Source organism: Streptomyces sp. NPDC044002, from assembly GCF_056434525.1.
Map to the genome: position 1 here is coordinate 10,722 of NZ_JBWKEZ010000038.1, position 25,096 is coordinate 35,817.

The following is a 25,096-nucleotide window of genomic DNA, read 5'->3' on the forward strand; positions in this document are numbered from 1 at the left end:
GTCCCCCCCCCCCCCCCCCCCCCCCCCCCCCCCCCCCCCCCCCCCCCCGCCCCCCCCCCCCCCCCCCCCCCCCCCCCCCCACGCCGCTCGCGGCGGTGACGTACTTCCACGGGGAGCACGACTGGCGGACCCGGGAGCCGGTCGACGCCGCCGGGCTGCGCGCGCTGATCGACGGGTGGCTGCCGAGCCCCAACCACTTCTACGCCGTCCGGGTCGACGGGCACTTCGACCACGTCGTCACCCGGATGCTCCCCGAGCAGCACCGGCCGTACGCCCGGCTGATCGACGCGGTCGCGGGCCAGGTGATCGCCACCCACACCGGCCTGCGGGGCACCGTCGTCGGTTTCCGCAGCCCCGCCCACCTGCTGGGGGTGGCCGCCGCCGGGTACCACCTGCACTTCCTGTCCGGCTGCCGCACGCGCGGCGGGCACGCGTACGACTTCGTGCTGCGGTCGGGGCGGGTGCGGGTCGACGTGGGGTACGAGCTGGTCCTGCACCTGCCGCGCACGCCCGACTTCGGCCGCGCGCGGCTCGGCCGCGGCGATGTCGCGGGCGAGATCGAGACGGTGCTCCAGGGCGGCCCGAGGCCGTGACGGGCGGGCCCGTCCGGGGCCCGCCGGCGGAGCGGGCCTCAGAACGCGAAGACGGCGTTGCCGTTGAGGGTCGCGTTCATGGAGCAGGCGTTGGAGAAGGTGTGCTTCCAGGCGACGCGGCTGCCCTGCCAGACGCCCTCCGCGGTGACGGTCACGGGCGCGTAGTGCATCGGGCAGGCGCGGTTGATGTCGGGGGCGGCGAGCAGCCGGTCGAAGGTGCCGCCGGTGGAGTTGAGGGCCGTACAGGCGGCCTTGGGGTCCGGGTGCGTGCCCTGTGCGGTCGGCATGCAGCTGAGGGTGGCGGCCCGCAGGACCGGGGCGGAGGCGTCGTCGCCCTGGGCGACGGAGAAGACCATCGCGGACGGGGCGTACAGGCTGGTGGGCTTGGCCTCGGCCATGCCGGTGGCGCCTGCCAGGCAGAGGAGGGCGGCGGCGGAGACGGCAGCGAAGCGGTAGCGCACGACAAGACTCACTTTCGATGTGAAGGTTGAGCGCGACAATTACTTGCGTTGTCGGGCTTCGATGCGGCCGAGTCTGTCGGATCTGAAGGTGCAGCGCATGTCGACGGCCGATTTACGGACAGGCCGTTCGAATATCGGATAACGAATGGTCGTTCGGGCAGCTCAGGCGGTGTGCGGCGCTCCGTGTCCGCTCGGAAACGGGGGGTGAGGAGGGCGGTACCCGGCGGAACGCGCGCCGCTGACCTGGTGTCGAGCGGCTCGCGTTCACCTGGAGGCCATTCAGCTTGTCCGGATCGCTGCGGTTTCCACGCCTTCGAACCGGTCGTCGTCCCTGAACTGGACCTGAACCGTCGGGGAGGCGCACGCGACGAGGATCCCGAGGACGAGGAGCAGCACCACCAGCGCCTTCGCCGGCGCGGCGAGCAGCAGCGGGCGGGTACCGGAGACCGTGCCGGGCCCGGCCACGGGGGCGTCGGCGGCCCACGCGTCGCCGAACAGGCGCTTGGGGTACGCGGAGGTCAGCATCATCGCGTACGCCTGGTAGCGCATCCGGAAACGGGCGACCGCCGCGACGGCGCCGAAGACGGGGGCGGGCATGCGCCCCAGCACGAGGGTGATCAGCCAGAACACCCAGCAGGCGGCCGCCCACCCGTACTGCAGCAGACCGGTGACGATCATCGCCGGGATCATCAGGACGAGGCGGAACAGGACGGCCGCCCGGTTCAGCGGGCCCGGGCGCAGTTCGATCCGGACGGGATAGCCGGGCGCCTCGAAGGAGAACGGGGGGTACCGGTCCACCAGCAGCATCGCACTGGCCGTGACCCGGGTCTCGTACGCCAGGAACCCGCCGAGGAAGCGGGCGACGCCGTCGGGCAGCCGGCCCAGCACCAGCGCGGCGAACCATCCGGCGACGGTCACGAAGAAGGCGGCGACGGCGAGGAGGGCCGTGACGATCAGCTGCGGCAGCAGCAGGAGCAGCCGCAGCAGGACCGTCCAGCGCCGTTGCCGGCCGGGCGGCGGGACGTCGAGCTCCGGCAGGTGTTCGCCCTGCGGGTGGCCGGCGTCCGGCGGGCGGGGGGTCCAGCCTGTGGTCATGGGGCGCTCCTGCCGTCGGTCGGGGCGCACGGGCCGCGCCCGCCGACCGACCGACCGGCCCGGCCCGTCCTGGCCTGGGCGGTACCGGCGGGCGGATGCGGAAAGGCGGGTTCCGCGCGTACGCCCTGTCAGGGGTACCGCGCGGAACCCGCCTTTCCAAGGATCCCGGCTGTGGCCGGCCGCCCGTTGCCCTGAAGGGCCCCCTCGGCGGCCGGCCGGCCGTCTCAGGCCGTGGCCGGCGCCGGAGCCTCGGCGGCCGCGGGCGGCTCCGGGGTCTCGTCGGCGGCGGGCCGGGGGATGCGGTGCAGGCCCCGGCGGTCGTAGAGCCGGGTGACGGCGAAGCCGAAGAGCAGGGCGGCGACGAGGGCGATCCCCATCGCGGTCCACGCCCGGGTCAGGCCGGCGTCGGCCTGGGCGCCGTAGAAGAGGATGGAGCGCAGGCCCTCGGTGATCTGGCGCAGCGGCTCGAACTCGGCGAGGCCGCGGAAGAAGCCGGGCAGCGCCTGGAGGGGCACGGTGGCACCGGAGGAGGGGACGGCCATGGCGATGAAGACGATGGTGGCCAGCAGCATGCCGGGGGTGCCGAAGGCGGCGAACAGGGCGAGACCGCCGATGCCGACGACCGCGATGGTGGCGACCGAGTACAGCCACAGCAGGCCGAGGTGGGAGGCGTCCATGTCGAGGACGGCGACGGTGGCGACCTCGACCAGGGTGCCCATGATCACCGACATGCCGAGCATGAGGGCGATGCCGACGGCGAGGGTCCGGACGCGGCTGGTGTGCTGGACGGGTTCACGCTTGCGGACCGGGCCGTAGTCGGTGTGGAGGTAGCCGAGGGCGGTGTCGACCTGGGAGTTGACCAGGTTGGCGCCGAGCATGCCGCAGACGACCAGGACCAGCGCGTAGTAGAAGGCGCTCAGGCCCATGGCGCTGCGGGAGCCGACGGGGTGGCCGTCGGCGACGGTGACGGTGACCGGGTCGGCCAGCTTGAGCTGGGCGGCCGTCGGCAGCGGGGTCTTCTGGGCCGCGGCCTGCTTGAGGAGCTCCTGGCCGATCTGCGCGGAGGCCGCGTGGGCCGCCTTCTGCGCGGCCTGGGAGGACATGGAGGACCCTATGCTGCCGGCGGACTGGTTGGTCAGCACCGTGATCACCGGCGGGGCGGGCTTGGCCTGGGCCGCGGGCTGCGGGGCGCCGAGCGCGGTCACCGTGGCGGAGAACTCCCGCGGGATGACGAGGGCGCCGAAGACCTTGCCGCTGCCCAGCCGCTTGTCGGCCTCCTCGCGGCTGACGAGCTGCCAGTCGATGCTCTTGTCGCCCTCGGCGGCCTTCTCGATGCCGGAGACGACCTGCTCGCCGAGGTTGACCCGGCGGCCGCCCGCGTCGGCGCCGGCGTCGGCGTTGACGAGGGCCACCGGCAGGTCGCGCAGGTTCCCTCTGGGGTTGACGTTGCCGCCCACGTAGAGCAGGGCGAACAACATCGAGACCACTGCGGCGATGAGTCCCGTACCGATCCACAGCTGGGGTCGGCGGAGCACGGAGGGTGGCGTGGGGTGAGGCATCGATTCTCCGGTGCGGCTGCGATTCCTGAGTTGGATACTTCTGGTATCCAGTGACTGGATACTGGCAGTATCTTGTTGTGGTGTCCAATCGCCGACGGCGGACCGCCGATGGCGGACACCGGACCGGACCGCATGACCAGCAGGGAAACCGCATGAAGATCTCGGAGCTCAGCCGGCTCACCGGCGTGCCGGTCGCCAGCATCAAGTACTTCCGGCGGCAGGGCCTGCTGCCGGCCGGACGGGCGACGGCCGCGACCCTGGCGGAGTACGGGGAGGAGCACGCGGAGCGGCTGCGGCTGATCAAGGCCCTGACCACGCTCGGCGGCCTGTCCATCGCCGCCACCCGCGAGGTGCTCGGGGCGGTCGACCAGGCCCACAGCACCGAGGGCGCCCTCGGGGCGATCAGCTACGCGCTCCCGGTGCCGGTGGCCTCCCAGGGCCCCGGGGGCGACGAGGAGGAGACCGACGCCGACGAGGCCGCCGCGGCGGAGGTGGCGGAGCTGCTCACCACCCTGGAGTGGCGGGCGCCCGGCGCGTCACCCCACGTGAAGGGGCTGACGGCGGCCCTCAAGGAGCTGCGCCGGCTGGACGCCCAGTACGCCCCGGGCGAGCTGGCCGCCTACGCGCGGCTGGCCGAGTCGGTGGCCCGGCTGGACCTGGAGCGGGCGTCCTGCCTCGACGATCCGGTGGCCCTCGCGGAACGGGCCGTGATCGTCTTCGCGATCTGCGCCCCGGTCTTCGAACTACTCCGCCGCCTGGCCCAGGAGGACCAGGTCCGCCGCCGCATCACGGACGACGGCGCCGAGCCGGCCTGCTAGCGGCGGTCGCCGGGACCCGGCGCGGGTCCCGGTACCGGTGGCGGCTATTCGTCGGCGGGTTTGCGGGCCAGGACCTTGACGACGTACCCCGTGGTGAGGCCGGTGGCACGCGCCAGCGCGTGGCGGTCGACACCGCGGCTGTTCGCGGCGCGCATGGCCCGGTTCCGCAGGGCCACGTCCGGTCGGTGGGTGTGGCGGGCGGACACGTACTGCACGAATGCGGCGAACCGGGCCAGGAACCGGCCCAGCCACGCGGTGGCGAGCTGCTTGCGGGGGGTGGGGAGCGGTGTTGCCGGTGCTGCCAAGGGGCGTCCCTTCGGTCGACGTCTGCACTGTCGACGGTGACGGCAGCGGCGGCCGGCGGCCAGAGCGCGAACCAGCCGCGCGGGGTGGGGCGGAAGGGAGCCCTGGGGGGCGGCACGGCTCAGGGGGCGATCCGCGCGGCCGTTCGCCACGCGGGGCGTGGCGCGGGGGTGCCGCCGGGGGTGTCCGGGCCCGCCGGCGGCTCCGGGGGCGGCCGTGCCGGGTCAGATGGTGACGCAGATGCCGTCCTCGATGGTCCGGCCGTCGCGCTCCAGGCCGCCGCAGACCAGCTTCGCGTTCGCCTGCTCGTAGCCCACCACCCACCGGTGGGAGGCGGCGATCACCCTCGGGCCGTGGAAGCCGCCCCAGTAGGAGCGCAGGGTGCCCGGCAGGCCGTCCTTGGTCTGGACGGTGATGTCCTGGACGAAGCGGTTGTGGTGGGCGGTCATCACGCAGATGTACTTGCCGCATTGGCTGCCGACCCCGCCCGGACGCGCGTCGGCTGGAGCACCGGCGGTGAGCGCCAGGGTGACACCGGTTGCCAGGGTCGCGGCGAGGTACCGCAGGCGGTTGTTCATGGAAAAGCCGTCTTTCTTTCTGTCGCTCTGTCGCTGTGCAGGGAACGCCGGCGGGCGGCGGTGACCGTCGCGCCCGCGCGGGCCGTTCTTGATCACGATCCGGTTGTAACGACCCTCGGCCATACGGGGACAGGGCCCGATGGGGGAACTCACCCGTCTGGGCCAACGCGTTCACCTGGCGAAACGCCACTGCACCGATCGGGCCCGGTCCGTGTGCGGGCGGGGACGGCGGCCCCCGCCCGCGGCGGCGGTGCGCGAGGGGGACTCAGTCCACCAGGCCCGGGGCGAAGTAGTCGCGCAGGCGCGCGATCTTCCCGTCCCGGACACGGAAGATCTGCACCAGCGAGACGGCCCGGTCAGCCGCGCCGCCGTCACCGCCACCGTCGCCGTCGAAGACGGTGTCGATCTCGGCGATGAAGACGTCGGGGTCGGAGGTGGTGTGGAGCACGTAGCCGGACTTCTCGAAGTTCGGCGCGCGGCCGCCCTCCACGGGCCGCGCGTAGTACGCCGCCATCGCGGTGCGGATCTCCTCGCGGCCCGCCAGCCTCCGGGGGAAGGCGGCGCCGTCCGGTACGAGCGGCGCCTCGAGGACCCCGTCCTCGGTGAAGGTCTCGGCGAGGGCGTCGGCGTTCCGGCTCACGGTTCCTGCGTAGAGGTAGCCCTCGAAGATCTGCTGCGGTGTCGGTGGCACGGCGGCCTCCCCTGGGAGTGCGGTGGGCATCGGAAGGCCACACCATCACAGAGCGGCCTCCCCGGCGGGGGGATTTTGGCGATCACCCCCCGCCGGCTCAGGGCCGCTCCAGCATCCGGCGCCGCAGGCTGTCGTAGACGGGCTCGCTCTCCACCGCGTCCGCGGCCACGGTCGCGGCGAAGCAGGCGACCAGCAGCGGCAGGACGAGCGGGGTGGCGCCGGTCATCTCCAGCACCAGTACGACGCCCGTGAACGGTGCCCGTACGACGCCGGCGAACAGGGCGGCCATGCCGACCGCCGCGAACGCCCCCGGCCCCGCCGCCCCAGCCGGCAGCAGCGGCGCGGTGACCGCGTGCGCGAAGGTCCCCCACAGGGCTCCCAGGGCCAGCAGCGGGGCGAACAGCCCGCCCGGGGTCCCAGCCGCGTAGCTGAGCGGGCCCGCCGCGAACCGGACGGCGAACCAGCCCGCCAGCACCGCCACGGCGGGGACCGCGCCCGCCAGCAGGCTTTCGCTGAGCGGGTCGCCGCCCCCGGCCAGCAGCGGGTCGTACGCCATGAGCAGGCCGACGACGGCCCCGATGGCCGCGGCCCGGGCCACGGGCGGCACCCGGGTGAGCCGGTCGCACACGGAGAGGGTCCCCACGACGAGGCCGCCGTAGGCCGCGCCGAGCAGCCCGGCCACCGCGCCGAACAGCAGGAAGACGGGCAGCGTCCACACCGGCGGGACCGGCATCGGCGCGACCGGGAAGACCGGGGCGTCGCCGACCAGGAAGCGGGAGCAGGCGAGCGCGGAGGCCGTGCCGATGAGGGTGAGCAGCACCATGCGGGGCCGGACCGTGCGGGTCACCTCCTCGCAGACGAACAGCAGCCCGCCGAGGGGTGCGGTGAAGGCGGTGGCCAGGCCGGCGCCGCTGAGCGCGGTGTGCAGCTGCCGGGCGTCGTCGGCGTCCAGGCGGGTGAGGCGGCCGGCGCCGGACCCGATCGAGGCCCCCATGTGCACGATCGGGCCCTCCCGGCCGAGCACCAGGCCGGAACCGATGGCGATGAGGCCGCCGAGGAACTTCGCGGGCAGCAGCCACAGCGAGCGGGGTCCCGGCCCGGCCTCCTCCCGCCATACGGCCTCCACGTGCTGGATGCCGCTGCCCGAGGCGTTCGGGACGCGCCGGGCGATGGCGCAGGCCACCGCCGCGCCGGCCGCGGCGAGCGCCACGGGGATCAGCAGCCGGCCCGGGCCGCCGAGTCCGTCGGCGGTCTCCAGCAGCCGGCCGCGCAGTTCGACGGCGCCTTCCAGGCACCGGCGGAACGCGCCGCCGACCAGCCCCACCAGGGCGCCGGCCGGCACCGCGACCAGGTAGGCCCGGTACCCCTCCGGGGCGCGTCCGGGCGGGCCGGACCGAGGACCGGGCATGCGCTGCCTCCCCACCGAGCCGTACGGGACGTCGTCCGAGCCTGGACCCGTCGGGCGGCGGGGCCGGCGAAGCTCGCCGGGCGGGCGCCCCTCAGGCGCCCGACCGGGCGAAGCGGCGCCCGGCCCGTCAGGGGCGCTCCGGTGCGCCGACCAGCGCGCGCAGCAGGCCGGGGAAGGCCTCGTCCACCTCTTCGCGGCGCAGGGCGTTCATCCGGGAAGTGCCGACGTAGTACTGGCGGATCAGGCCCGCGTCGCGGAGCACGTGGAAGTGGTGGGTGGCGGTGGACTTGCCGACCGGCAGGTCGATGGTGCCGCAGGCCAGATCCTGGCGGGCGTGGTAGAGCTCGCGGACGATCCTCCGGCGCACCGGGTCGACCAGGGCGTCGAGCACCTGCTGGAGGCCGATGGTGCGGACGTCCGGGTGTTCCGGGACGCGGTCCGTCCGGGTGCCGCTCCGCCGCGCCGCTGCCGCTGCCGCCATCGGTCCGCCCGCCTCCCGTGTTCCGTGTCCCGTACCGGTTCCGCCTTCGACGGCTCCAAAGTACCACCGCCATCGAACTTTGACAGCTGTCGTACTTTCAGGTTGGGTGGGGCACGGCGGTGCGGCTCCCGCACCGGCGTCGATCGGAGGGGGAGGCACTATGACCGCGACGGTGCGGTTCCACGAGTACGGCGGCCCGGAGGTACTGCGGATCGAGGAGGTGCCGGTCGGCGAACCGGGCCCCGGCGAGCTGCTGGTCCGGGTCGACGCGATCGGCATCAACCGGGCGGAGGTGCTGTTCCGGGCCGGCCAATACATCGAGCCCGCCAAGGAGTTCCCCGCCCGGCTCGGCGCCGAGGCGGCGGGGGTGGTGGAGGCGGCCGGTCCGGGGGTGACCGGGTTCGAGACCGGCCAGGCGGTCAGCGTGGTGCCGGCGTTCTCGATGAACGACTACGCCGTCTACGCGGAGCGGGCCGTGGTCCCGGCGGCCGCGGTCGTGCACCGGCCGGCCGGGCTCGGCGCGGTCGAGGGGGCGGCGGTGTGGATGCCCTACGTGACGGCGTACGGGGCGCTGGTCGAGGTCGGCGGGATGCGGGCCGGTGACACGGTGGTGCTGACGGCCGCCTCCAGCAGCGTGGGCCTGGCCGCGATCCAGGTCGCCCGGCGGGTCGGCGCGGTGCCGGTCGCCACGACGCGCAGCCGCGCCAAGAGGGAGGCGCTGCTCGCGGCGGGGGCGGCGGCGGTGATCGTCACCGATGAGGAGCCGGTCGCCGACCGGGTGCTGGCCCTGACGGGGGGCCGGGGCGCGGAGTTCGTCTTCGACGCCGTGGCGGGGCCCGGCGTGGTGGACCTGGCCCGGGCGGTCGCCCCCGGGGGCACGCTCTTCCTGTACGGGGCGGTGAGCGGCCTGCCGACGCCGTATCCCGGTTTCGAACTCGGCATGCCCGCGCTGAACATGCGGACGTACACGATGCACGAGACGACCAGGGACCCCGCGCGGCTGCGGCGGGCGGAGGCGTTCGTCGCCTCCGGTCTGGAGGCGGGGGCCTTCCGTCCGGTGGTGGACCGCGTCTTCGGCCTGGGCGAGATCGCCGAGGCGCACCGCTACATGGAGTCGGGCGCGCAGATCGGGAAGATCGTCGTCGAGGTCGGCCGCTGAGTCCGGGCGGCGGACCGTTCAACGGCGGTCCGCCGGCGCCCCGTCGCCGTCCACGTTCCAGGTCCGGGGCAGTTCCGTCTCGCAGAAGACGCAGACGAAGTCCTCTTCCCGCACGATGTTGACCTCGCGGCAGCCGGTGCAGCGGCGGAAGACCACGGGGTGGGTGAAGCCTGCCGGGTGCGCGATGCCGGCCGCGGCCAGGGCGGCGGCGACGGCCGGCCACGAGCCGGTGTCCGGGCAGTAGCCGGTCGACTGGTTGCTGACCACATGGGCCCGCCACTGCCCGGCCTCCTCGCGGAAGCCCATCTCGCCGGCGGCCGGCACCGGTCCGCCGCCGGCGCAGGCCACGTGCTCGCTGCGGCGCGGTGCGAGCCGCAGCACACCGGCGCCGTCGACGACGTACGTGAAGGGCTCGGCCCGTTCACCCGGCGCCGCCGCCCGCAGCCAGTCGCGCAGGTCCGCGGCCGACCGGATGGGCCGCCCCTCTCCGCCGGGCCTGACGAGCGCCCGCAGCTCCCCGGGGCCGACGTACCGGTAGCCGCGGCCCGGCGGTCGCGGGGCGGGGCTCACGCGGTCTGCCTGTCGAGGAACTCGAGGTAGAAGCGGCCCCGGTCCGGGACGGCCACGCCTCCGGCCGGCACACCGAAGAGCACGTTGACGCCGGCGGGCCGGGTGGTGACGGCCGACTGCTCGTCGAAGGTCAGGACCGGGTTGGTCACGTGCCCGCAGCCGGCGGCGTCGAGGGCGGCGGTGAAGTCCTCGCGCAGGACGGTCGCCGCGTACGCGCCGGCGTCCGGCAGCACCTCGGGCGGCAGCCTGGCCACCGAACCGGGGTCGAGCCGTATCGAGATGCCGCTGACGTGGCGCCGGGTGACGACGAGTTCCAGCCCGCCCCAGGCGTACGGGTACCCGTCGAAGTCCGGCCCCTTCATCACGATCTGCGGGTGCGGCCGCCCCGGGCCGAGCAGCTCCTCGGCTCCGGCGAGGGGCATACCGCAGTGGAGCGGTCCGATCCGGCCGGTCACGGCGAAGTCGAGCAGCACGTTCATCAAGGTCACGACGGCGACTGTCGCAGCTCCGAAGGGGATGCGCACGTCAAATATGGCCGCCGGGTCCGGGACGTCGGCGGGCGTTGCGGGTGTTCTGGATCTTGTGTTACGTTTTTTGTGTAACGACCACTACAGAAATACGGGAGCTCCTCATGGGCAAGAACGCGCTCGTCACCGGCGGCAGTCGGGGAATCGGCCGGGCCATCGCCGAACGGCTCGCGGCGGACGGGGTCACCGTCGCGCTGACCTACGCCGGCGACGAGGCCGCCGCGCGGGAGACCGTCGAGCGGATCACCGCCGGCGGCGGCCGGGCCTTCGCGCTGCGGGCCGAGTTCGGCCGGCACGGAGACGCGGCCGCGCTCTGGGCGGCGTACGACGGACTCGGCCTGGACGGCGTCGACATCATCGTGAACAACGCGGGCATCGGGCTGCCCTCCCCGCTCGGCGAGGTCACCGAGGAGGGCTTCGACCGGGTCTTCGCGGTCAACGTACGGGCCCCGTTCTTCGTCGTGCAGGAGGCCCTGGGCCGGCTGCGCGACGGCGGCCGGGTCATCAACGTCTCCAGCGGCGCCGCCCGGCTCGCGATGCCCGAGATCCTGGCCTACGGGGCGACGAAGGGGGCCCTCGACACCCTGACGCTGAACCTCGCCAAGGCCCTCGGCCCCCGCGGCGTCACCGTGAACTCCGTCGCCCCCGGCATCGTCGACACCGACGTCAACGCCGGCTGGCTGCGCGGCAACCCGGAGGCCGAGGCGCACGCGGCCTCGCTGGCCGCGCTCGGCCGGGTCGGGCAGCCGGAGGACATCGCGGACGTCGTCGCCTTCCTCGCCTCGGACGCCGGGCGCTGGGTCACCGGCCGCGTCGTCGACGCGACCGGTGGTGCCGGGCTGTAGGCCTCAGCCGCGGCGGGCGCGCAGCACCCGGAACGCCGCGTACAGGGCCGCGGCGGCCAGGGCCAGGACCACGGCGGTCTCGATCAGCTGCGTCGGCCAGTAGTGCGAGGCCGGGTGGAAGTCCGCGTACCGGCCGGTGACGTTCAGGTCGGCCGGGCAGACGTCCGCGTTCAGGGTGCGCTCGAAGCAGGCCTGGTTGGGCAGCCGCGAACCCGAGGCGGTGAGCAGCCCCATGTCCGTCAGCAGGGAGTCGCGCGGCAGCAGCTTCACCGGGTTCCCGGCGAAGGGGATGCTGTTCGTCTCCACGGGCAGGAACGACCACCTCAGGGAGCCGAGGCCCAGCAGGACCAGGCCCGTCAGGAGGCCGGTGACGGCCATGGCCGCTACGGTGCGCCGGACGAGCTGACCGACGAGGACGCCGAGGGCCACGCCGAGCAGGCAGTAGGCGGCCAGCACCGGGCCGGTGGCCTCGTACGGGCCCCGGTCGAACCAGGTGAGCTGGTAGGTGCTGGAGACCCGCGACCAGCCGAGGCGGTAGACCAGCACCAGCGCCGCCGCCCCGAGGGCGGACACCGCCCCGGCGACGAGGACCTTCGCGCCGAGCCAGGCCCTGGGCGTGGTGGACTGGGTGAGGGCGAGCCGCCAGGTCCCGCTCTCCAGTTCACGCGCGGTCATCGGGCCGGCCACGAAGGCTCCGGCCAGCAGCGGCAGCAGGAGCAGGGCGGTGCCCGCGTACTGCATGCAGAGCCGCAGCAGGTTGTAGGGCCGGGTCGCGAAGGCGAACGGCCCCTCGGGGCCCGGGTCGCCGACCCAGAGCCGCAGCGCGGCCACCGCGGCGAGGCCGGCGGCCGTGATCCCGGCCAGCAGCCAGGCCGCGTGGCGGTGCTGGCGGACCGTGGCCCAGTACGGGCCCTTCAGTGCCGGCGCGCTCATGCCCGCACCTCCGCGGCTTCGAACGCCGGGGCATCGGGGGAACGCAGGTGGGCGAGCAAGAGCTCCTCCAGGGAGGGGGTGGACGTCTGCCAGGTCCGGCTGTCGACGGGGCCGCCCGGGCGCACGAGTGCGGTGAGCGTGCGGCCCGTCGTACGGCTTTCGACGACGGTGTGGCGGGCGAGTTCGGCGGAGGCGGCGGCCGGGCCGGTGAGCAGCCGGTGGGCCGCGCCGACCTCGTCGATGGGGCCGGAGAGGCGGATGCGGCCGCCGTCGGCGAGAAGGAGGTGGTCGCAGGCGCCCTCCAGCTCGGTGAGGATGTGGGAGGACATCACCACGGAGGTGCCGTGCTCCGCGGCGTCGGCCATCAAGGTGCCCATGAGCTGGTGCCGGGCGAGCGGGTCGAGGTCGGCCATCGGCTCGTCCAGGAGCAGCAGGGCCGGGCGCTTGCCGAGGGCGAGGGCCAGGGCGACGCGGGTGCGCTGGCCGCCGGAGAGGGTGCGGATCCGGGCCCGCCCGGACAGTCCGCCGGCGTCCACGATGCGCTCGGCCGTCGCCGCGTCCCAGCGGCCGGGGTTGAGTTCCCGGCCGAGGCGCAGGGTCTCCTCGACGGTGAGCTGCGGGTAGAGGGGCTTGTCCTGGCCGACGTAGGCGAGTTCCTCGCGCGGCGCCGTGCGCAGGGTGCCCTCGGTGGACGGCACGAGCCCGGCGGCGATGGCCAGCAGGCTGGACTTTCCGGCCCCGTTGGGGCCGACGAGCGCGCATATCCGGCCTTCGGGGAGCCTGAAGGTGCAGTCGCGCAGTGCCCATGCCCCCTTGCGTCCGTAGCGCAGTCCGAGGCCTTCCGCCTCGATCACGGTGTCCGTCATGCGTCGCCGTTCCCCTTGAAGTGTTGGTCCAGTACGGATGCGAAGAGTGCGGCCACGTCGTCCCGTTCCATCCCGGCGGCCCGTGCCCGCCGCGCCCAGCCGTCGAGTTCGTCGTGGAGCGGGGAGTCGGCCGGGGCGCCGCCCAAGGACTTCCGGATGAAGGTGCCCATCCCCCGCTTCGCCTCGACGAGGCCTTCGCGTTCGAGTTCGCGGTAGGCCTTGAGGACGGTGTTGGGGTTGATGGCGGTGGCCTCGACGACCTCGCGCGCGGCCGGGAGCTTGTCGCCGGGTACCAGCAGGCCCAGGCGCAGGGCCTGTTTGGTCTGCTGGACGATCTGCAGGTACGTGGCGATGCCGCTGCGCCGGTCGATTCGGTATTCCAGCACCCCTGCATCACCCTTTCACTAGTTGAGTAGTGAAAGGGTGATGCAGGGGTGCGGCCGCTGTCAACCTCTGCCGGTGGCGCAAATGGGATCGCCGCGGGGCCGGCCCGGGCGCCCGGTCCCTATGCTGGCGGCATGATCGACATACCCCTCTCCGCGCTCGAAGTCGCGATGGTCCAGACCGGCACCCGGGCCGTCGACACCCTGCGGGACACCGCGGCCTTCGCCCGGGAGCTGGAACGGCTGGGCTACCACCGGCTCTGGTACGCCGAGCACCACCACTCCCCCGCGATCGGGGCGTTCCCGCCGGTCGTGCTCACCGCGCACGCCGCGGCGTCCACCTCGGTGATCCGGCTGGGATCGGGCGGGGTGCTGGCCCCCAACCACGCCCCCCTCACCCTGGCCGAGCAGTTCGGCACCCTGGCCGCCCTGCACGAGGACCGCATCGACCTGGGCGTCGGCCGCGGCCCCGGCACCTTCGACGAGGGCATCGCGCGCGCCCTGCGCCGCGGGGCGGGGCCCACGACGGACGCCGAGTACCGGGAGGACGTGGCCGCCGTCCTGTCCTTCCTCGTGGACGAGGTCGCGCTCGGCCCGCTGCCGGAGCCGTGGCTGCTCGCCTCCAGCGCCGCCGGGGCCGCGCTCGCCGCGGAACTCGGCCTGCCGGTCGCCGTCGCCCACCACATCCGGCCGGAGAACACGCGTACCGTCCTGGAGCGGTACCGGGCCGCTTTCACCCCGTCGCGCTGGTGCGAGCGGCCCCGGGTGCTGCTGTGCGTGGAGGCGGTGTGCGCGGAGACGGAGGAGGAGGCCCAGCGGCTCGGCGGGCCGATGAACGTGGTCAAGGCGGGGCTGCTCCAGGGGATCAGCGACATGCCCTTCCCCACGCCCGAGGAGGCCGCCGCCCACCCGTTCACGGAACCGGAGCGGCAGGCCGTGGCCGGCTTCCGCGCCCAGCAGGCCGTCGGCACCCCCGAGACCGTCGTACGACGGCTCGCGGAGCTGGCCGGCGGGACGGGCGCGGACGAGCTGATGCTGACCACGCCCGTCTACGGCTTCCGCGACCGGGTCCGCTCGTACGAGCTGATCCGCAAGCAGCTGGGGGGCTGAGGGCGGGGGCCCGGGAGGGGCGGCGCCGTCAGCGGCCCTGGAGGGCCCTGACGTTGTCGCCGAAGGTCCAGTTCCGGGACCCGTCCCAGTTGAGCGACCAGGTCATCAGCCCCTTGAGCCGGCCGCCGTAGGGGTTCCAGGCCTGGGCGACGAGTCCCGGCGCCATGTAGCCGCCGCCGGCGCCCGGCTGGGCCGGGAGCCCGGGGACCTGCTTGTCGTAGGGCACCCTGATCGTGGTGCCCTGGACGACGAGGCCCCGGTCGAGGCAGTCGGTCTGCGCCTTGAAGCCGGCGACGGTCCCGGCGGAGTAGGAGTCCCCGGAGCAGCCGTACATGCTGCCGTTGTAGTACTGCATGTTCAGCCACCACAGCCGGCCGTTGTCGGCGTACTTCTTCACGACGGGCAGATAGGCGCCCCAGATCGAGCCGTACGCCACGCTGCCGCCGGTGACGTAGGCGGTCTCGGGGGCCATCGTCAGGCCGAACCCGGCCGGCATCTGCGCGAGCACGCCGTCGATGATGCGGATCAGGTTGGCCTGGGACGGGGAGGGGCGGGTGATGCTGCCGGAGCCGACGAGGCCGGTCTCGATGTCGATGTCGATCCCGTCGAAGTTGTACTTCTTCAGGATGGGGACGATCGTCGCGACGAAGCGGTCCGCGACGGCGGTGGAGTTCAGGTCGATGCCCGCGGCCGCGCCGCCGATGGACATCAGGACGGTGAGGCCGTCCTGTTTGGCCTGGCACATCTCGGCCGGGGTGGGCACCTTCACGGTGCTGTCCATCCCGTCCTCCCACAGCACGGTGCCGTCGGAGCGGATGACGGGGAAGGCCGCGTTGACCACGTTGTAGCCGTGCGCGCGGATGCGGGCGTCCGTGAGGGGGATCCAGCCCAGCGGCGGGTGGACCCCGTTCGCGGCGCCGTCCCAGTTCTCCCAGTACCCCTGGAGGACCTTGCCGGCCGGCTTCGGCTTCACCGCGCAGGTGTCGGGCGCGCGCGGCCCCGGCGGCTCGGCCGCGGCCGCCGCGGGCAGCTGGACGCATAACGCGGCGATGCCGAGGCCGAGGCCGAGCAGACGGATGGTGCGACGGATCATGGGGGTGCTCCCTTCGCCCGTTCGCGCCGGAACCGGCGCGCCACCACGTAGGGTTGGTCCAGACCAACCATCCGTCAAGGGGGCGCGGAAGCCTACTTCTCCAGGGCCCGGACCGCCTCGCGCTCCAGCTCCAGGCACCGGTCCACGCGCTCCGCGCACGCGTCGAACAGCGCCCGCCGCTCCTCGGCACCCGCCTGCGGGTCGGCGTCCCGGCCGAGCATGGCCAGCTCCGCCCAGTGACCGGCGGACTCCCGGAAGAGCCCGGCGGCTTCCGGGCGCCCGACGCGGTCGAGGAAGTCGGCGTACAGCGGCCGGGTCGCACCCGTGGCCGTCCACTCCTCCTCCAGGCAGGCGTACAGCCGCCCGGTACCGGCCCGCAGGGCCTCGGGCGAGCTGCCGAACCGCCGCTCCCAGCCCGTCTTGGTGGTGCCGTCGCGCAGCTGGGCGGCCAGCTTCTCCATTCCGGTGAAGCCGAAGTTGACGTCGAAGGCGTTGCCGAGGACCGGCCCGGTGAGGTGCGCGACCGTGGAGGCGATCGCCCCGTCCACGTCCGGCTCGCCCTCGGCGGGCCCGGTGGGGACGATCAGCTGGTGGCGGCCCTTGCGGTGGGCGGTCCAGGCGGCGCCGAACTCCTCGCGGCCGATCCGGTACGGGGTCTGCGCGCCGTCCTCGACCAGCAGGTCGTCGCCGTCGTAGCCGGCGATGACGACCGTGTACGGGTCGGTGCCGGTCATCTCGGCGTCCGGGTCGGCCGCGTGCCAGGGCAGGGAGGAGCGGTCGACCACGCAGAACGCGGGCTGCCCGCCGTCCAGCGCCGCGCGGACCCGGCCCCAGCGCGGGTTCATCGCGCGGGTGGCCTCGTACGGGACGCCGAGGCGGCCGAGCGCGACCTGCACCCACGGCTCGGGGTGGGACTGGGCCACGATCGTGAGGATGGGCAGGCGTCCCTCGTACTCGAAGACGAAGTACATGAAGCCGATCCCCCCGGCAAGGCCGGCCACGAGCTCCTCGTCGTGGACGCTGCCCAGGGCGTGCCTGATCAGCGAGGCCTCACGGTGGCGGCCGGTGCCGAAGTCTTCGTATACGAGCACAGTCATGGGGTGAGCCTAACCGCGCGGGACCCCGGCCGGTGACCGGCCGGGGCGCCGCGCGGCGGCCGGTGTTCAGCGCAGGGCGGGGATCACGTCGCGCGTCTCGTCGACCTCGACGGCGGCGGTCCGGCGGGCCGGAGCCTCCGGGGGCGCCTCGTCCGCGCAGACCGTGCCCCGGGCGGGCAGCGCCAGCGTGGCGAGGTACTTCGTGGCGAGGTCGCTGACGCACGCGCTGCGGTTGTACGCGGTGTGCCCCTCGGCGTCGAACGTCAGCAGGCGGCCGTTCTCCAGCGTCCGGGCGAGGGCGACGGCGTCCTGGTAAGGGGTGTCGGGGTCCCCCGTGGTGCCGAGGACCAGGATCGGGGCGGAGCCGGCCGCCCGGTAGGAGCCCTCGTGGCGGCTCGGGCGCTCCGTCTGCCACTGGGCGCAGGTGGTGGCGTGGTTGTGGTCGTAGGTGGGCGGACCGAAGCCGATCGCCGGCCCCAGCAGCGGCGCGGAGGCCGCTTCGGCGCTGACCAGCGCGCCCAGGAGCAGGGGGCTCTTCGGGTAGACGCGGTCGGCGCACTCCACGGCCAGGTTGACGTTGAGGAAGTCGAAGGAGCCGGGTGAGGGCGGGTTGAGCAGGAAGGTGGACTGGCGCGCCTGCGCCGCCTTGAGGGCCTGCCCCAGGTAGGGCCAGATCTCCTTGCCCGAGTTGATGTTGAACATCAGGCGGTAGGCGAGGGTGTAGCCGGTCGCGGGGCGTCCGCTCGGGGTGATCACCGGGTCGGCGTCCAGCGCCCGCTTGAGCTCCTCGAAGGCCTCGCGGGGCCGGCCGTCGCCGAAGCCGCACCCGGCGGGGTCCTGCGCGCACCAGTCGAGGAACCGGCCCACGGCCCCGTCCAGGGCGGTGAACTGCGCGGCGTCGTAGGCGTAGGGCAGGTCGGCGTACGTGCGGGGGTCGTAGGCGCCGTCCAGGACCATGGCGCGGACGCGGCGGGGGAACTGCGCGGCGTAGACGGTGCCGACGTAGCTGCCGAAGGAGCGGCCGTAGAAGGTGAGCTGCTCCTCGCCGAGGGCCTGGCGGAGCAGGTCGATGTCCTTGGCGTTGGAGCCGGTGCCGACGTACGGGGCGAGGTCCGCGGCGCGCTGCCGGCAGGCGGTCGCGAAGTCGAGGCCCTGCCGGACCCCTTCGCGCAGGGCTCCGGGACCGGGTACGCCACGTGCGGCGTCGACGGCGCCGGAGTACTCCTTGTCGTTCCAGCACTCGATCTGTCCGCTGCGCCCCACGCCGCGCATGTCGTAGCCGACGACGTCGAAGGCGTCGCGGAGGGAGGCGGGCAGGTTCGCGTAACTGTTGCGGGCGAAGTCCACACCGGAGTTGCCGGGTCCGCCGGGGTGGAGCAGCAGGACGCCGGTGCGGTGCGCCCGGTCGGGCGCGAGCCGGCGGGTGACGGCGAGCGGGATCGTACGCCCGGCCGGATCGCGGTAGTCCAGCGGGACGCGGGCGGTCGCGCACTCGAAGGCGTCCCCGGGGGCGGCGCCCTCGCAGGGGCCCCAGGACAGGACGGGGACGGGCGGGGCAGCGGGGGACGGCGCCGCCGAGGCGGCCCCGGGCGCGGCCCCGAACAGGGCGGTGACCGCGGTCAGCACGAGGGCTATCCCCCACACCACTCGTTTGCGCGGCTCATCGGGTGAACGGGTCTGCATGCGGCGGGCTCCCTCTGGCACGGGTCGGACGGATCGGACGGGACGGGACGGGCAGGACGCGCGGACGGGCGGGCACCGGACGGCTGCGCACACGATCGGGGGGCTCGTGCGCGCGGCGCCCGGCCGGGCGCGTGGCCAGGTTCGCACCCCCGGGCCCGCCCGGACAGGCGGTCGATGGTGCCTACACATCCGGAGCTGGACGCTCCTTCGGCTTCGGCGCCGGCCGGCGCGCGGGGAGTGCGCCGCCGTCCGGGGAGGGTTCCCCGGCGGGCCCCGTCCCTCCCGGTCCCGGCCGGGACGGCACCCGTGCGCGGGAGGGAAGGGGGCCGGTCAGCGGCGCCCCCGGGCGTTGAGCCGGGCGGCCTGACGTGTCAGGTGGTCCCGTTCGGCGAGGTTGGGGGCCTTCCGGGCGGCCTCGGCGTACAGGAGGGCCGCCGTCGCGAGGTCGCCGTCGCGTTCGTGGAGGTGGGCGGCCACCGCCGTGTGGCGGGGCAGCGTGTCGTCCAGCTCCGCGAGCGCCGCCAGACCCGCGCGGGGTCCGTCGGCCTCGCCGACGGCCACCGCCCGGTTGAGCCGGACGACCGGGCTGCCGGTCAGGCGTACGAGCTCGTCGTACCACTCGACGATCTGCGGCCAGTCGGTCTCCCCCGCGGTCCGCGCGTCCGCGTGGAGGGCGGCGACGGCGGCCTGCGCCTGGAACTCGCCCAGACGGTCCCGGGCGAGCGCCGCCTGCAGGATCCCGACGCCCTCGGCGATCGCCGCCGTGTCCCAGAGCCCGCGGTCCTGTTCGGCGAGCGGCACCAGGCTGCCGTCGGGTGCGTTCCGGGCGGCGCGCCGGGCGTGGTGGAGCAGTATGAGCGCGAGCAGCCCCGCCACCTCCGGGTGGTCGATCGCGGCCGCGAGCTGCCGGGTGAGCCGGATGGCCTCGGCGGCGAGGTCGACGTCCCCGGAATAGCCCTCGTTGAAGACCAGGTAGAGGACCCGCAGCACGGTGGCCACGTCGCCCGGCCGGTCGAGGCGCACGCCCGTCACGGTGCGCTTGGCCCGGCTGATCCGCTGCGCCATGGTCGCCTCGGGCACCAGGTACGCCCGGGCGATCTGACGGGTGGTGAGTCCGCCGACGGCGCGGAGCGTGAGCGCGACCGCGGACGACGGCGTCAGGGACGGGTGGGCGCACAGGAAGTACAGCCGGAGCGTGTCGTCCGCGGCGGGGGCCGGGCCGGGGGCCGGCTCCTGCTCGACGAGGTCCTCGCGCCGGCGGCGGGCGGTGTCGGCGCGGGTCCCGTCGAGGAACCGCCGCCAGGCCACGGTGACCAGCCAGCCCTTCGGGTCCCGCGGAGGGTCGGCCGGCCAGACGCGGACCGCCTCGACGAGGGCGTCCTGCACGGCGTCCTCGGCCGCCGCGAAGTCGGCCCCGCGGCGGACGAGGGCGGCGAGGACGCCCGGTGTGAGGCTCCTGAGCAGGGCTTCGTCCATTCCGGACGCCCCGGGTGCACCGGGCATGGGGGAGGTCACTCCGTGATGGTGGGGGGCTCGGTCAGGAAGGGGCGCAGTTCGAGCCATTCGTGGATCGGCTCGCCGCCCGCCCCGGGGGCCGCGGACAGTTCCCCGGCCAGCTCGACGGCGCGTTCGTAGCTGTCGACGTCAATGACCATCCAGCCGGCGATGAGGTCCTTCGTCTCCGCGAACGGGCCGTCGGTGACCGGCGGTCGTCCCTCGCCGTCGTACCGGACGAAGGTCCCCTCGGGGGCGAGCGCCTGGCCGTCGACGAACTCGCCGGTCTTCTCCAGCCGGGCCGCGAAGTCGTTCATGTACTGGATGTGGGCCGAGATCTCCTCGGGGGTCCACCGGTCCATGGGCACGTCGTTGACGGCTGCCGGGGCGCCCCGGTAGTGCTTGAGCAGCAGGTACTTCGCCATGATGGCTCTCCTCCGTGGTGCTGGTGCGACCTCTTCCGGTCGCGTTCATACAGGAGACGGAGCCGGTCCGGGCTTCTCGACATCACCGGCCGGGATTTTTTCGCCGGATGTGTGCGGGCGGGGGCGGTCTAGGATTTCCGGCCATGGGGGCTGACATCGACGGGGTGATCGAGGCGCGGGGGCCGGACGGCCGGTGGGAGATGGCGGCCGACCTGCTGCGCTTCGGGCTCGGGCGCGAGCGCTACGTCTGGGAGTGCCTCTTCGGCTTCGGCGGGAGCCTCGGTGTGGACCGGCCGCTGTTCGACCAGCGGGGAGTGCCCGACGACGTCTCCGACCCCGTTCCGCGGACCTGCGGGGAACTGCACCACGGCCATTCGTACGCCACGTGGGCGGAGCTCGCGGCGGTCGACTGGGACGTACCGTTCTGTGACGCTCCCGCCTGGTCCTGGCTCGGCGAGTGGCGGCCGGGGCCGGACGGCCGGCCCGTGCTGCACGATGTCGTCTGGGCGCGGGACGAGCTCCTCGAAGCGGCGGAGGAGGCCTTCGGCGAGGACCTGATGCCGCCGGAGTGGCCGCCGGGCGCGGGCGTCCGGCTGGACGGCGCCGAGTACCGGCCGGTGCTCCTCACACCCCGGATGTTCGTCCCGCCGGACGGCGACTGGGGACCCGTGTGGGCCGAGATGCGCGCGCTGGCCGCCGTGCACGGGGACCCGAACGTCCGCCTGGTCGTCTGGTTCGGCTGAGGCCGGTGCGGCGGCGCGGGCGTCTCCCCTAGGGGGTGTCCGCAAAGTGGCGCCGTCCGCCCGAAGGGCGGGCCCCGCGTCGCGGGGCAGGCGAGACTTTGCGGACACCCCCTAGCCCGGGGTGAAGGTCACGGGGAGGGTCAGGGGGCCGCGCAGGCCGCCGGGGCGCCAGGGGATCTCGTCCGGGCGGACGGCGAGGGCGAGGCCGGGGAGCCGGCGCAGGGCCGTGCCGATGGCGATCTCGCCTTCGAGGCGGGCCAGCGGTGCGCCCAGGCAGTAGTGGATGCCGTGCCCGAACGCGAGGTGGGCGTTGTCCCGGCGGGTGATGTCCAGGCGGTCGGGGTCGCGGAAGCGCACCGGGTCCCGGTCGGCGATGGCGGAGGCGATGAGTACGGTCGAACCGCGCGGGATCCGCACGCCGGCGATCTCGACGTCCTCGCGGGCGAAGCGGGCGATGCCGGGGTTCACCGGCCCGTCGTAGCGCAGGAACTCCTCGACCGCCCCCGGCAGCAGCCCGGGGTCGGAGCGCAGCAGGCCGAGCTGGCCGGGGTGGGCGAGCAGCATCGCGAGGCCGCCGGCGATCAGGTTGACGGTGGTGATGTAGCCGGCGGCCAGGAGCAGGAAGACCATGGCGGTCAACTCGTCCTCGGTCAGCCGCCGCTCCTCGTCGCGGGCGGTGACCAGGGCGCTGAGCAGGTCGTCCCCGGGGTGTGCCCGCTTGTCCCGGATGAGCCCGGTGACGTAGCCGCGCATGTGCTGCCAGGCCTCGTTGACGACGTCCGGGTCCGGCGGCTCCGCGCCGCGGGTGACCAGGCGGTCCGTCCAGCGCTGGAAGTCGTGCCGGTCGTCCACCGGGACGCCGAGCAGTTCGCTGATCACGGTGACGGGGAGGGGCAGTGCGAAGTCGGCGACGAGGTCGGCGCGGCCGGCGGGGGCGACCGCGTCGAGCAGCCGGTCGGTGAGGGCCTGGATGCGGGGCCGCATCCCGGCCACGCGGTGGGCGGTGAACGCCTTGGAGACCAGGCGGCGCAGCCGGGTGTGGTCGGGCGGATCGCTGCGGAGCATGTTGCCGAGCATGGCCTCGCGCTCCGTGCCGGGCAGCTGCCGCAGCAGGCGGGTGTCCGTGGCGTCGCGTACGTCGCTGCTGAGGCGGGGGTCCGACAGGGCCTCCAGGCCGTCTTCGTAGCGGGTGACGAGCCAGGCGTCCAGGCCTCCCGCGATGACCGTGCGGTGGACGGGGGCCTCTTCGCGCAGGTGCCGGTAGAGCGGGAACGGGTCGGCGACGAAGGCCGGGTCGGCGTAGGGCAGCGGGAAGGGCCGCTCGCCCGCGCCGGGTCCGGGGTCCGTGCCGGATGGGGTCGTCACCCGGCCATGATGCCCGGCGGACCGGTCCCGCAGCAGGAGCGCCACGGCGGCCCGTGCGGCCGCCGGGGCGGGGGTTGCGGGGCCGCGCGAGAGGTCCCGCCCTGGGCGCGGAGCGGCTCCGGCCCTCCGTTACCTTGGCCGGATGCACAGACGCAGCAGGTGGGAGCCGTATCGCCGGGCCGGCCGGGGAGCCGCCGCCGGCGCCGCGCTGGTCGGCGTGCTGACGGGCTGTTCGGACCTGCCGGGCGAGGAGGAGGTCCGCTACGCCTCGGACTACGGCAACCACGAGCCGCTGGCCGTGGTCGGGTACCCGTCGGCGGGCACGCTGCGGACCGCGCAGGAGGTCGTCTGGCGTACGGCCGACGGGGACGCGGAGGAGCTGGCCGCCCTCGCGGCTCCGGGCACCGCGCGGGGAGTCCCGGCGGCGACGGCCCGGAACTGGATCTCCGCCTTCGGCGAAGGCGCCCGGGGGAAGGTCACCGCGGAGTTCTACGACGAGGGGTCCAAACGGCAGAGCGTCGTGCTGTACTTCCACGCGACCGGCCAGATCAAGCAGATCAACGTCCGCAGCGGCATGGGCGGCGAGGACCGCGACTGGTACGTGTACATGGACCAGCCGGAGCGCGCGGCCGCCACGGCCGTGCCGTCGTGGATCCCGAAGACGCCGGGCGCGCTCGGCTCCCGGTCGGTGCCTTAGGGGGTGTCCTCGCGGAGCCGGCGCAGGTGTTGGAGGGCGGCGAGGTCGGGGGGTCTGCGCGTGCGCGCTTCGGTCGCCTCCGACACCAGAAGGGCTTCCAGCCGCCTCTCCCGCGGGGTTGCCCGGCCGGTGGCGCGGCGCAGGCACAGCTGGAGGATGGCCAGGGTCCGTTCCTGGTCGGGCCGCTCGGGCGAGCCCTCGGGGAGCAGCGTGACGAGTTCCTCCTGGATCTCGGCCACCCGCCGCAGGACGGCGGTGTCGTGCAGTTCCAGGAAGCCGCCGTAGAGCGCGCCGGCCACGTCCTGGCGGAGCCTGATCCGCCAGCCCAGCGAGACACCGGGGAAGGACGGGGCTGCCAGTACGCCCTCGGCGGCCGCCGACAGCGCGGCGAACCGCTCCGCCGTGGGGCTCTGCGCGAACGCCTTCTCCGCCTTCTCCAGCCGTGCCACGAAGGGGTCCAGGTCCGCTTCGGCGCGGCGGCGGGCGGGCTCGCGCGGGGTGGCGGGCGGATCGGGCCGCAGGGTGTCCGGCCACGGCTTGGCCTCGAAGTTGTGGAGCACCCGCATGACGTCCCGGAGCATCGCGTGGGAGGTGTAGAAGTCCTCGGGGGCGGTCACCAGGCGGAAGCGGACCTTGTCGCGCCGCTCCACCAGTGCCCGTACGGCGCGTTCCGCGGTGGCTGTGGCGGTCGGCACGATGAGCACGGGCGAGGAGCTCTCGGGCCGCAGCATCAGATAGGCCACGCCGTCGAGTTCGGAGTGCGCCACCGTCATCGTGACCGGTCCGCGTTCCTCGTCGAGGCCGAGGACCGGCAGTTCGACGAGGAGGGCCTGGTGCGGGGTCCGGTGCTGGAGGAGGATGACGCGCCGCCGCGCGGCGAGCCCGCGGTCGCCGAGCAGCACTCCGGAGAGGTCGCCGCCGTCGCGCATGCACAGGGTCGTGCCCTCGTCGAGTTCGCCGAGCCACTCGTGGAGCCAGGCCGGTGACAACTGGCAGGCCCGCTGGTCCTGCCAGGGCGAGATGAACCAGAGGGCGGTGTCGCCCTCGTCCAGCCACATCGGTTCCCCGCCGACGGGCTCCACGCCGGGCACCCGTACGGGGAGCGCGTTGTGCAGCACGTCGACCAGGGGGTAGCCGTGGAGTTCGTCGGTCGGGGGGTCGAAGTCGATCCGGCCGTTCGTGGAGGTGGTCTGGGTGAGGACCACCGACATCAGGGCCGGGTGCAGACCCGGCATGGTGAGCGCCGGTACGGACCACACTCCGGCGAGCTGGTCCCGGGCGTCCTCCGGCAGTGTGGTGTCCGCGGCGAGCGGCCCGATGACGTCCGCCACGAGTCCGTCCAGCCACTCGGGGGTCGGGAGGCCGGCGGGGAGCCGGCCGTAGGCGAGGGGTTCTCCGTCGAGGCGTACGTGTGCGAGCAGGCGGGCGGTCTCGTCGGGTCCGCCGTCGGCGGCGCGGCACAGGGCTTCGTCCGGCTGCTTCTCCAGGGCGCGGCACAGGGCGGGGAAGCGGCGGTCCGGGCGGTTGCCGGGGACGCGGAACCACTGCTCGGCCGGTTTCTGCCGGTGGAGCCGCTGCGGCTGCCACGCCTCCAGGACGGGGACGGCGAGTGCGAGCGTGCCGAGGTGGAGGGCGAGCTGCTCCCGGGCCTGCGGTGGCAGGTCGCGGGTGCGGAGCCACTCCAGGGCGTCGGCGGCGTCGAGGTAGGGCTGGGGGTGCCGGGCCCGGTAGGCGTCCATGTCCGCGGGCTCGACGTCCAGGGAGGGAAGGAACGTCGCCACCGCCTCCTGGGTGAAGCGGGACGCCTGGACGGTGGCCGCGAGCAGCCGCGCGCACCGGTCGCGCAGCGGTCCGGGCTCCCAGGGGTCCATGGCGGAGGGGCTCAGGACGAGCTGGGTCCAGCCCAGTTGGGTGGTCCTGAGCAGGACGTCGTGCGTGGTCTCGTGCGCGAGGATCTCCGGGAGCGGATGGCCGTCGGTGATCCGGTCGATGCTGACGAGGATGCGGCCGCTGCGGCAGAGCCCCGCCCAGTCCAGGCTGAAGTCGAGCGGGCGCGCGGCGGATCCGGGACGGGAGCGGGGCCGGGCGTGGGACCGGGCGTGGGACCGGGGCATGGCGG

Annotated in this window: 27 protein-coding genes; 7 read left to right on the top strand and 20 right to left on the bottom strand. The window is 74.4% G+C overall.

All coding sequences use genetic code 11. The features are described from left to right. Positions 1-593: acetolactate decarboxylase (locus AC07A6_RS25625; RefSeq protein WP_478778690.1), on the top strand; the 593-nt coding region annotated here is incomplete at its 5' end. Positions 594-631: 38 nt separating this feature from the next. Here the strand turns inward: AC07A6_RS25625 and AC07A6_RS25630 are convergent. The 3 genes from AC07A6_RS25630 to AC07A6_RS25640 form a co-directional block, all read right to left on the bottom strand. Continuing rightward, positions 632-991 (bottom strand): subtilase-type protease inhibitor, encoded by a 360-nt coding sequence (locus tag AC07A6_RS25630; protein WP_478778740.1) that lies wholly within the window; start codon positions 989-991, stop codon positions 632-634. A gap of 342 nt (positions 992-1,333) precedes the next feature. Further along, complete coding sequence (locus tag AC07A6_RS25635; protein WP_478778691.1) at positions 1,334-2,149, bottom strand: DUF4389 domain-containing protein; 816 nt, start codon at positions 2,147-2,149, stop codon at positions 1,334-1,336. A 224-nt stretch (positions 2,150-2,373) separates the two neighbouring features. Then, on the bottom strand, positions 2,374-3,708 hold the full coding sequence (locus tag AC07A6_RS25640) for a YhgE/Pip domain-containing protein (RefSeq protein WP_478778692.1): 1,335 nt from the start codon (positions 3,706-3,708) through the stop codon (positions 2,374-2,376). Between the two features lie 152 nt (positions 3,709-3,860). On the opposite strand from AC07A6_RS25640, the gene AC07A6_RS25645 reads away from it, so the two are divergent. Next, positions 3,861-4,526 carry a MerR family transcriptional regulator gene (locus AC07A6_RS25645; protein ID WP_478778693.1) on the top strand — a complete coding sequence of 222 codons (666 nt, stop codon included), beginning with the start codon at positions 3,861-3,863 and terminating at the stop codon, positions 4,524-4,526. A gap of 44 nt (positions 4,527-4,570) precedes the next feature. Here AC07A6_RS25645 and AC07A6_RS25650 read toward each other — a convergent pair whose 3' ends face one another. The 5 genes from AC07A6_RS25650 to AC07A6_RS25670 form a co-directional block, all read right to left on the bottom strand. Further along, positions 4,571-4,831 carry a hypothetical protein gene (locus tag AC07A6_RS25650; RefSeq protein ID WP_478778694.1) on the bottom strand — a complete coding sequence of 87 codons (261 nt, stop codon included), beginning with the start codon at positions 4,829-4,831 and terminating at the stop codon, positions 4,571-4,573. Positions 4,832-5,053: 222 nt separating this feature from the next. Further along, positions 5,054-5,407: a hypothetical protein gene (locus AC07A6_RS25655; RefSeq protein ID WP_362471403.1), complete on the bottom strand. Its 354-nt coding sequence runs from the start codon at positions 5,405-5,407 to the stop codon at positions 5,054-5,056. Positions 5,408-5,672: 265 nt separating this feature from the next. After that, the gene (locus tag AC07A6_RS25660; RefSeq protein ID WP_478778695.1) at positions 5,673-6,098 is read right to left on the bottom strand and encodes a nuclear transport factor 2 family protein; all 426 of its coding nucleotides are present in this window, start codon (positions 6,096-6,098) and stop codon (positions 5,673-5,675) included. Positions 6,099-6,195: 97 nt separating this feature from the next. After that, entirely contained in the window at positions 6,196-7,506 is a 1,311-nt protein-coding gene (locus AC07A6_RS25665) for a ClC family H(+)/Cl(-) exchange transporter (protein ID WP_478778696.1), read from the bottom strand. Positions 7,507-7,633: 127 nt separating this feature from the next. Further along, positions 7,634-7,987, bottom strand: a complete 354-nt coding sequence (locus AC07A6_RS25670; protein ID WP_478778697.1) for an ArsR/SmtB family transcription factor — start codon at positions 7,985-7,987, stop codon at positions 7,634-7,636. A 160-nt stretch (positions 7,988-8,147) separates the two neighbouring features. Here AC07A6_RS25670 and AC07A6_RS25675 point away from each other — a divergent pair, with 160 nt between their 5' ends. Further along, positions 8,148-9,146, top strand: coding sequence for a zinc-dependent alcohol dehydrogenase family protein (locus AC07A6_RS25675; protein WP_478778698.1), 999 nt, complete (start codon positions 8,148-8,150; stop codon positions 9,144-9,146). 18 nt (positions 9,147-9,164) lie between these two features. On the opposite strand, the gene AC07A6_RS25680 is transcribed toward AC07A6_RS25675, so the two are convergent. Next, on the bottom strand, positions 9,165-9,716 hold the full coding sequence (locus AC07A6_RS25680) for a hypothetical protein (protein WP_478778699.1): 552 nt from the start codon (positions 9,714-9,716) through the stop codon (positions 9,165-9,167). Beyond that, on the bottom strand, positions 9,713-10,195 hold the full coding sequence (locus AC07A6_RS25685; RefSeq protein ID WP_362471458.1) for a hypothetical protein: 483 nt from the start codon (positions 10,193-10,195) through the stop codon (positions 9,713-9,715). Before AC07A6_RS25685 ends, AC07A6_RS25680 begins: the two co-directional genes overlap by 4 nt. A 152-nt stretch (positions 10,196-10,347) precedes the next feature. On the opposite strand from AC07A6_RS25685, the gene AC07A6_RS25690 reads away from it, so the two are divergent. Further along, positions 10,348-11,088 (top strand): SDR family oxidoreductase, encoded by a 741-nt coding sequence (locus tag AC07A6_RS25690; RefSeq protein WP_362471421.1) that lies wholly within the window; start codon positions 10,348-10,350, stop codon positions 11,086-11,088. 3 nt (positions 11,089-11,091) lie between these two features. Here the strand turns inward: AC07A6_RS25690 and AC07A6_RS25695 are convergent, their stop codons facing one another. Genes AC07A6_RS25695 through AC07A6_RS25705 form a run of 3 tightly spaced genes read right to left on the bottom strand, consistent with a single transcriptional unit; the run spans position 11,092 to position 13,273 of the window. Beyond that, positions 11,092-12,021, bottom strand: coding sequence for an ABC transporter permease (locus AC07A6_RS25695; RefSeq protein WP_478778700.1), 930 nt, complete (start codon positions 12,019-12,021; stop codon positions 11,092-11,094). After that, on the bottom strand, positions 12,018-12,887 hold the full coding sequence (locus AC07A6_RS25700; protein WP_478778701.1) for an ABC transporter ATP-binding protein: 870 nt from the start codon (positions 12,885-12,887) through the stop codon (positions 12,018-12,020). Before AC07A6_RS25700 ends, AC07A6_RS25695 begins: the two co-directional genes overlap by 4 nt. Further along, the gene (locus tag AC07A6_RS25705; protein WP_362471429.1) at positions 12,884-13,273 is read right to left on the bottom strand and encodes a GntR family transcriptional regulator; all 390 of its coding nucleotides are present in this window, start codon (positions 13,271-13,273) and stop codon (positions 12,884-12,886) included. The genes AC07A6_RS25700 and AC07A6_RS25705 overlap by 4 nt, the downstream gene beginning before the upstream one ends. A gap of 132 nt (positions 13,274-13,405) precedes the next feature. Here AC07A6_RS25705 and AC07A6_RS25710 point away from each other — a divergent pair, with 132 nt between their 5' ends. Beyond that, positions 13,406-14,380, top strand: coding sequence for an MsnO8 family LLM class oxidoreductase (locus AC07A6_RS25710; protein WP_478778702.1), 975 nt, complete (start codon positions 13,406-13,408; stop codon positions 14,378-14,380). A gap of 28 nt (positions 14,381-14,408) precedes the next feature. Here AC07A6_RS25710 and AC07A6_RS25715 read toward each other — a convergent pair whose 3' ends face one another. The 5 genes from AC07A6_RS25715 to AC07A6_RS25735 form a co-directional block, all read right to left on the bottom strand. Then, positions 14,409-15,473 (bottom strand): chitinase, encoded by a 1,065-nt coding sequence (locus tag AC07A6_RS25715; protein WP_362471435.1) that lies wholly within the window; start codon positions 15,471-15,473, stop codon positions 14,409-14,411. A 92-nt stretch (positions 15,474-15,565) separates the two neighbouring features. Continuing rightward, a complete protein-coding gene (locus AC07A6_RS25720) occupies positions 15,566-16,570 on the bottom strand; it encodes a BtrH N-terminal domain-containing protein (RefSeq protein WP_362471438.1) in 1,005 nt (334 codons plus the stop codon). Positions 16,571-16,636: 66 nt separating this feature from the next. Beyond that, positions 16,637-18,253 (bottom strand): alpha/beta hydrolase, encoded by a 1,617-nt coding sequence (locus AC07A6_RS25725; protein ID WP_478778703.1) that lies wholly within the window; start codon positions 18,251-18,253, stop codon positions 16,637-16,639. 330 nt (positions 18,254-18,583) lie between these two features. Then, the gene (locus tag AC07A6_RS25730) at positions 18,584-19,729 is read right to left on the bottom strand and encodes an RNA polymerase sigma factor (protein WP_478778704.1); all 1,146 of its coding nucleotides are present in this window, start codon (positions 19,727-19,729) and stop codon (positions 18,584-18,586) included. A 35-nt stretch (positions 19,730-19,764) separates the two neighbouring features. Then, on the bottom strand, positions 19,765-20,172 hold the full coding sequence (locus AC07A6_RS25735) for a YciI family protein (RefSeq protein ID WP_362471447.1): 408 nt from the start codon (positions 20,170-20,172) through the stop codon (positions 19,765-19,767). A gap of 143 nt (positions 20,173-20,315) precedes the next feature. Here AC07A6_RS25735 and AC07A6_RS25740 point away from each other — a divergent pair, with 143 nt between their 5' ends. After that, positions 20,316-20,915: a hypothetical protein gene (locus tag AC07A6_RS25740; RefSeq protein WP_478778705.1), complete on the top strand. Its 600-nt coding sequence runs from the start codon at positions 20,316-20,318 to the stop codon at positions 20,913-20,915. A gap of 111 nt (positions 20,916-21,026) precedes the next feature. On the opposite strand, the gene AC07A6_RS25745 is transcribed toward AC07A6_RS25740, so the two are convergent. Next, positions 21,027-22,280 (bottom strand): cytochrome P450 family protein, encoded by a 1,254-nt coding sequence (locus AC07A6_RS25745; protein ID WP_478778706.1) that lies wholly within the window; start codon positions 22,278-22,280, stop codon positions 21,027-21,029. Positions 22,281-22,422: 142 nt separating this feature from the next. Here AC07A6_RS25745 and AC07A6_RS25750 point away from each other — a divergent pair, with 142 nt between their 5' ends. Then, a complete protein-coding gene (locus tag AC07A6_RS25750; protein ID WP_478778707.1) occupies positions 22,423-22,977 on the top strand; it encodes a hypothetical protein in 555 nt (184 codons plus the stop codon). Here the strand turns inward: AC07A6_RS25750 and AC07A6_RS25755 are convergent. Beyond that, positions 22,974-25,091 carry a hypothetical protein gene (locus AC07A6_RS25755; RefSeq protein ID WP_478778708.1) on the bottom strand — a complete coding sequence of 706 codons (2,118 nt, stop codon included), beginning with the start codon at positions 25,089-25,091 and terminating at the stop codon, positions 22,974-22,976. The genes AC07A6_RS25750 and AC07A6_RS25755 overlap by 4 nt on opposite strands. Positions 25,092-25,096: the final 5 nt, after the last annotated feature.

Excerpts from the sequence above, each read along its gene's own strand:
- AC07A6_RS25630 (WP_478778740.1), bottom strand. The coding sequence starts at position 991 with ATGGCCGAGGCCAAGCCCACCAGCCTGTACGCCCCGTCCGCGATGGTC.
- AC07A6_RS25635 (WP_478778691.1), bottom strand. The coding sequence starts at position 2,149 with ATGACCACAGGCTGGACCCCCCGCCCGCCGGACGCCGGCCACCCGCAG.
- AC07A6_RS25640 (WP_478778692.1), bottom strand. The coding sequence starts at position 3,708 with ATGCCTCACCCCACGCCACCCTCCGTGCTCCGCCGACCCCAGCTGTGG.
- AC07A6_RS25645 (WP_478778693.1), top strand. The coding sequence starts at position 3,861 with ATGAAGATCTCGGAGCTCAGCCGGCTCACCGGCGTGCCGGTCGCCAGC.
- AC07A6_RS25655 (WP_362471403.1), bottom strand. The coding sequence starts at position 5,407 with ATGAACAACCGCCTGCGGTACCTCGCCGCGACCCTGGCAACCGGTGTC.
- AC07A6_RS25665 (WP_478778696.1), bottom strand. The coding sequence starts at position 7,506 with ATGCCCGGTCCTCGGTCCGGCCCGCCCGGACGCGCCCCGGAGGGGTAC.
- AC07A6_RS25670 (WP_478778697.1), bottom strand. The coding sequence starts at position 7,987 with ATGGCGGCAGCGGCAGCGGCGCGGCGGAGCGGCACCCGGACGGACCGC.
- AC07A6_RS25675 (WP_478778698.1), top strand. The coding sequence starts at position 8,148 with ATGACCGCGACGGTGCGGTTCCACGAGTACGGCGGCCCGGAGGTACTG.
- AC07A6_RS25685 (WP_362471458.1), bottom strand. The coding sequence starts at position 10,195 with ATGAACGTGCTGCTCGACTTCGCCGTGACCGGCCGGATCGGACCGCTC.
- AC07A6_RS25690 (WP_362471421.1), top strand. The coding sequence starts at position 10,348 with ATGGGCAAGAACGCGCTCGTCACCGGCGGCAGTCGGGGAATCGGCCGG.
- AC07A6_RS25695 (WP_478778700.1), bottom strand. The coding sequence starts at position 12,021 with ATGAGCGCGCCGGCACTGAAGGGCCCGTACTGGGCCACGGTCCGCCAG.
- AC07A6_RS25700 (WP_478778701.1), bottom strand. The coding sequence starts at position 12,887 with ATGACGGACACCGTGATCGAGGCGGAAGGCCTCGGACTGCGCTACGGA.
- AC07A6_RS25710 (WP_478778702.1), top strand. The coding sequence starts at position 13,406 with ATGATCGACATACCCCTCTCCGCGCTCGAAGTCGCGATGGTCCAGACC.
- AC07A6_RS25715 (WP_362471435.1), bottom strand. The coding sequence starts at position 15,473 with ATGATCCGTCGCACCATCCGTCTGCTCGGCCTCGGCCTCGGCATCGCC.
- AC07A6_RS25720 (WP_362471438.1), bottom strand. The coding sequence starts at position 16,570 with ATGACTGTGCTCGTATACGAAGACTTCGGCACCGGCCGCCACCGTGAG.
- AC07A6_RS25725 (WP_478778703.1), bottom strand. The coding sequence starts at position 18,253 with ATGCAGACCCGTTCACCCGATGAGCCGCGCAAACGAGTGGTGTGGGGG.
- AC07A6_RS25730 (WP_478778704.1), bottom strand. The coding sequence starts at position 19,729 with ATGGACGAAGCCCTGCTCAGGAGCCTCACACCGGGCGTCCTCGCCGCC.
- AC07A6_RS25735 (WP_362471447.1), bottom strand. The coding sequence starts at position 20,172 with ATGGCGAAGTACCTGCTGCTCAAGCACTACCGGGGCGCCCCGGCAGCC.
- AC07A6_RS25740 (WP_478778705.1), top strand. The coding sequence starts at position 20,316 with ATGGGGGCTGACATCGACGGGGTGATCGAGGCGCGGGGGCCGGACGGC.
- AC07A6_RS25750 (WP_478778707.1), top strand. The coding sequence starts at position 22,423 with ATGCACAGACGCAGCAGGTGGGAGCCGTATCGCCGGGCCGGCCGGGGA.
- AC07A6_RS25755 (WP_478778708.1), bottom strand. The coding sequence starts at position 25,091 with ATGCCCCGGTCCCACGCCCGGTCCCACGCCCGGCCCCGCTCCCGTCCC.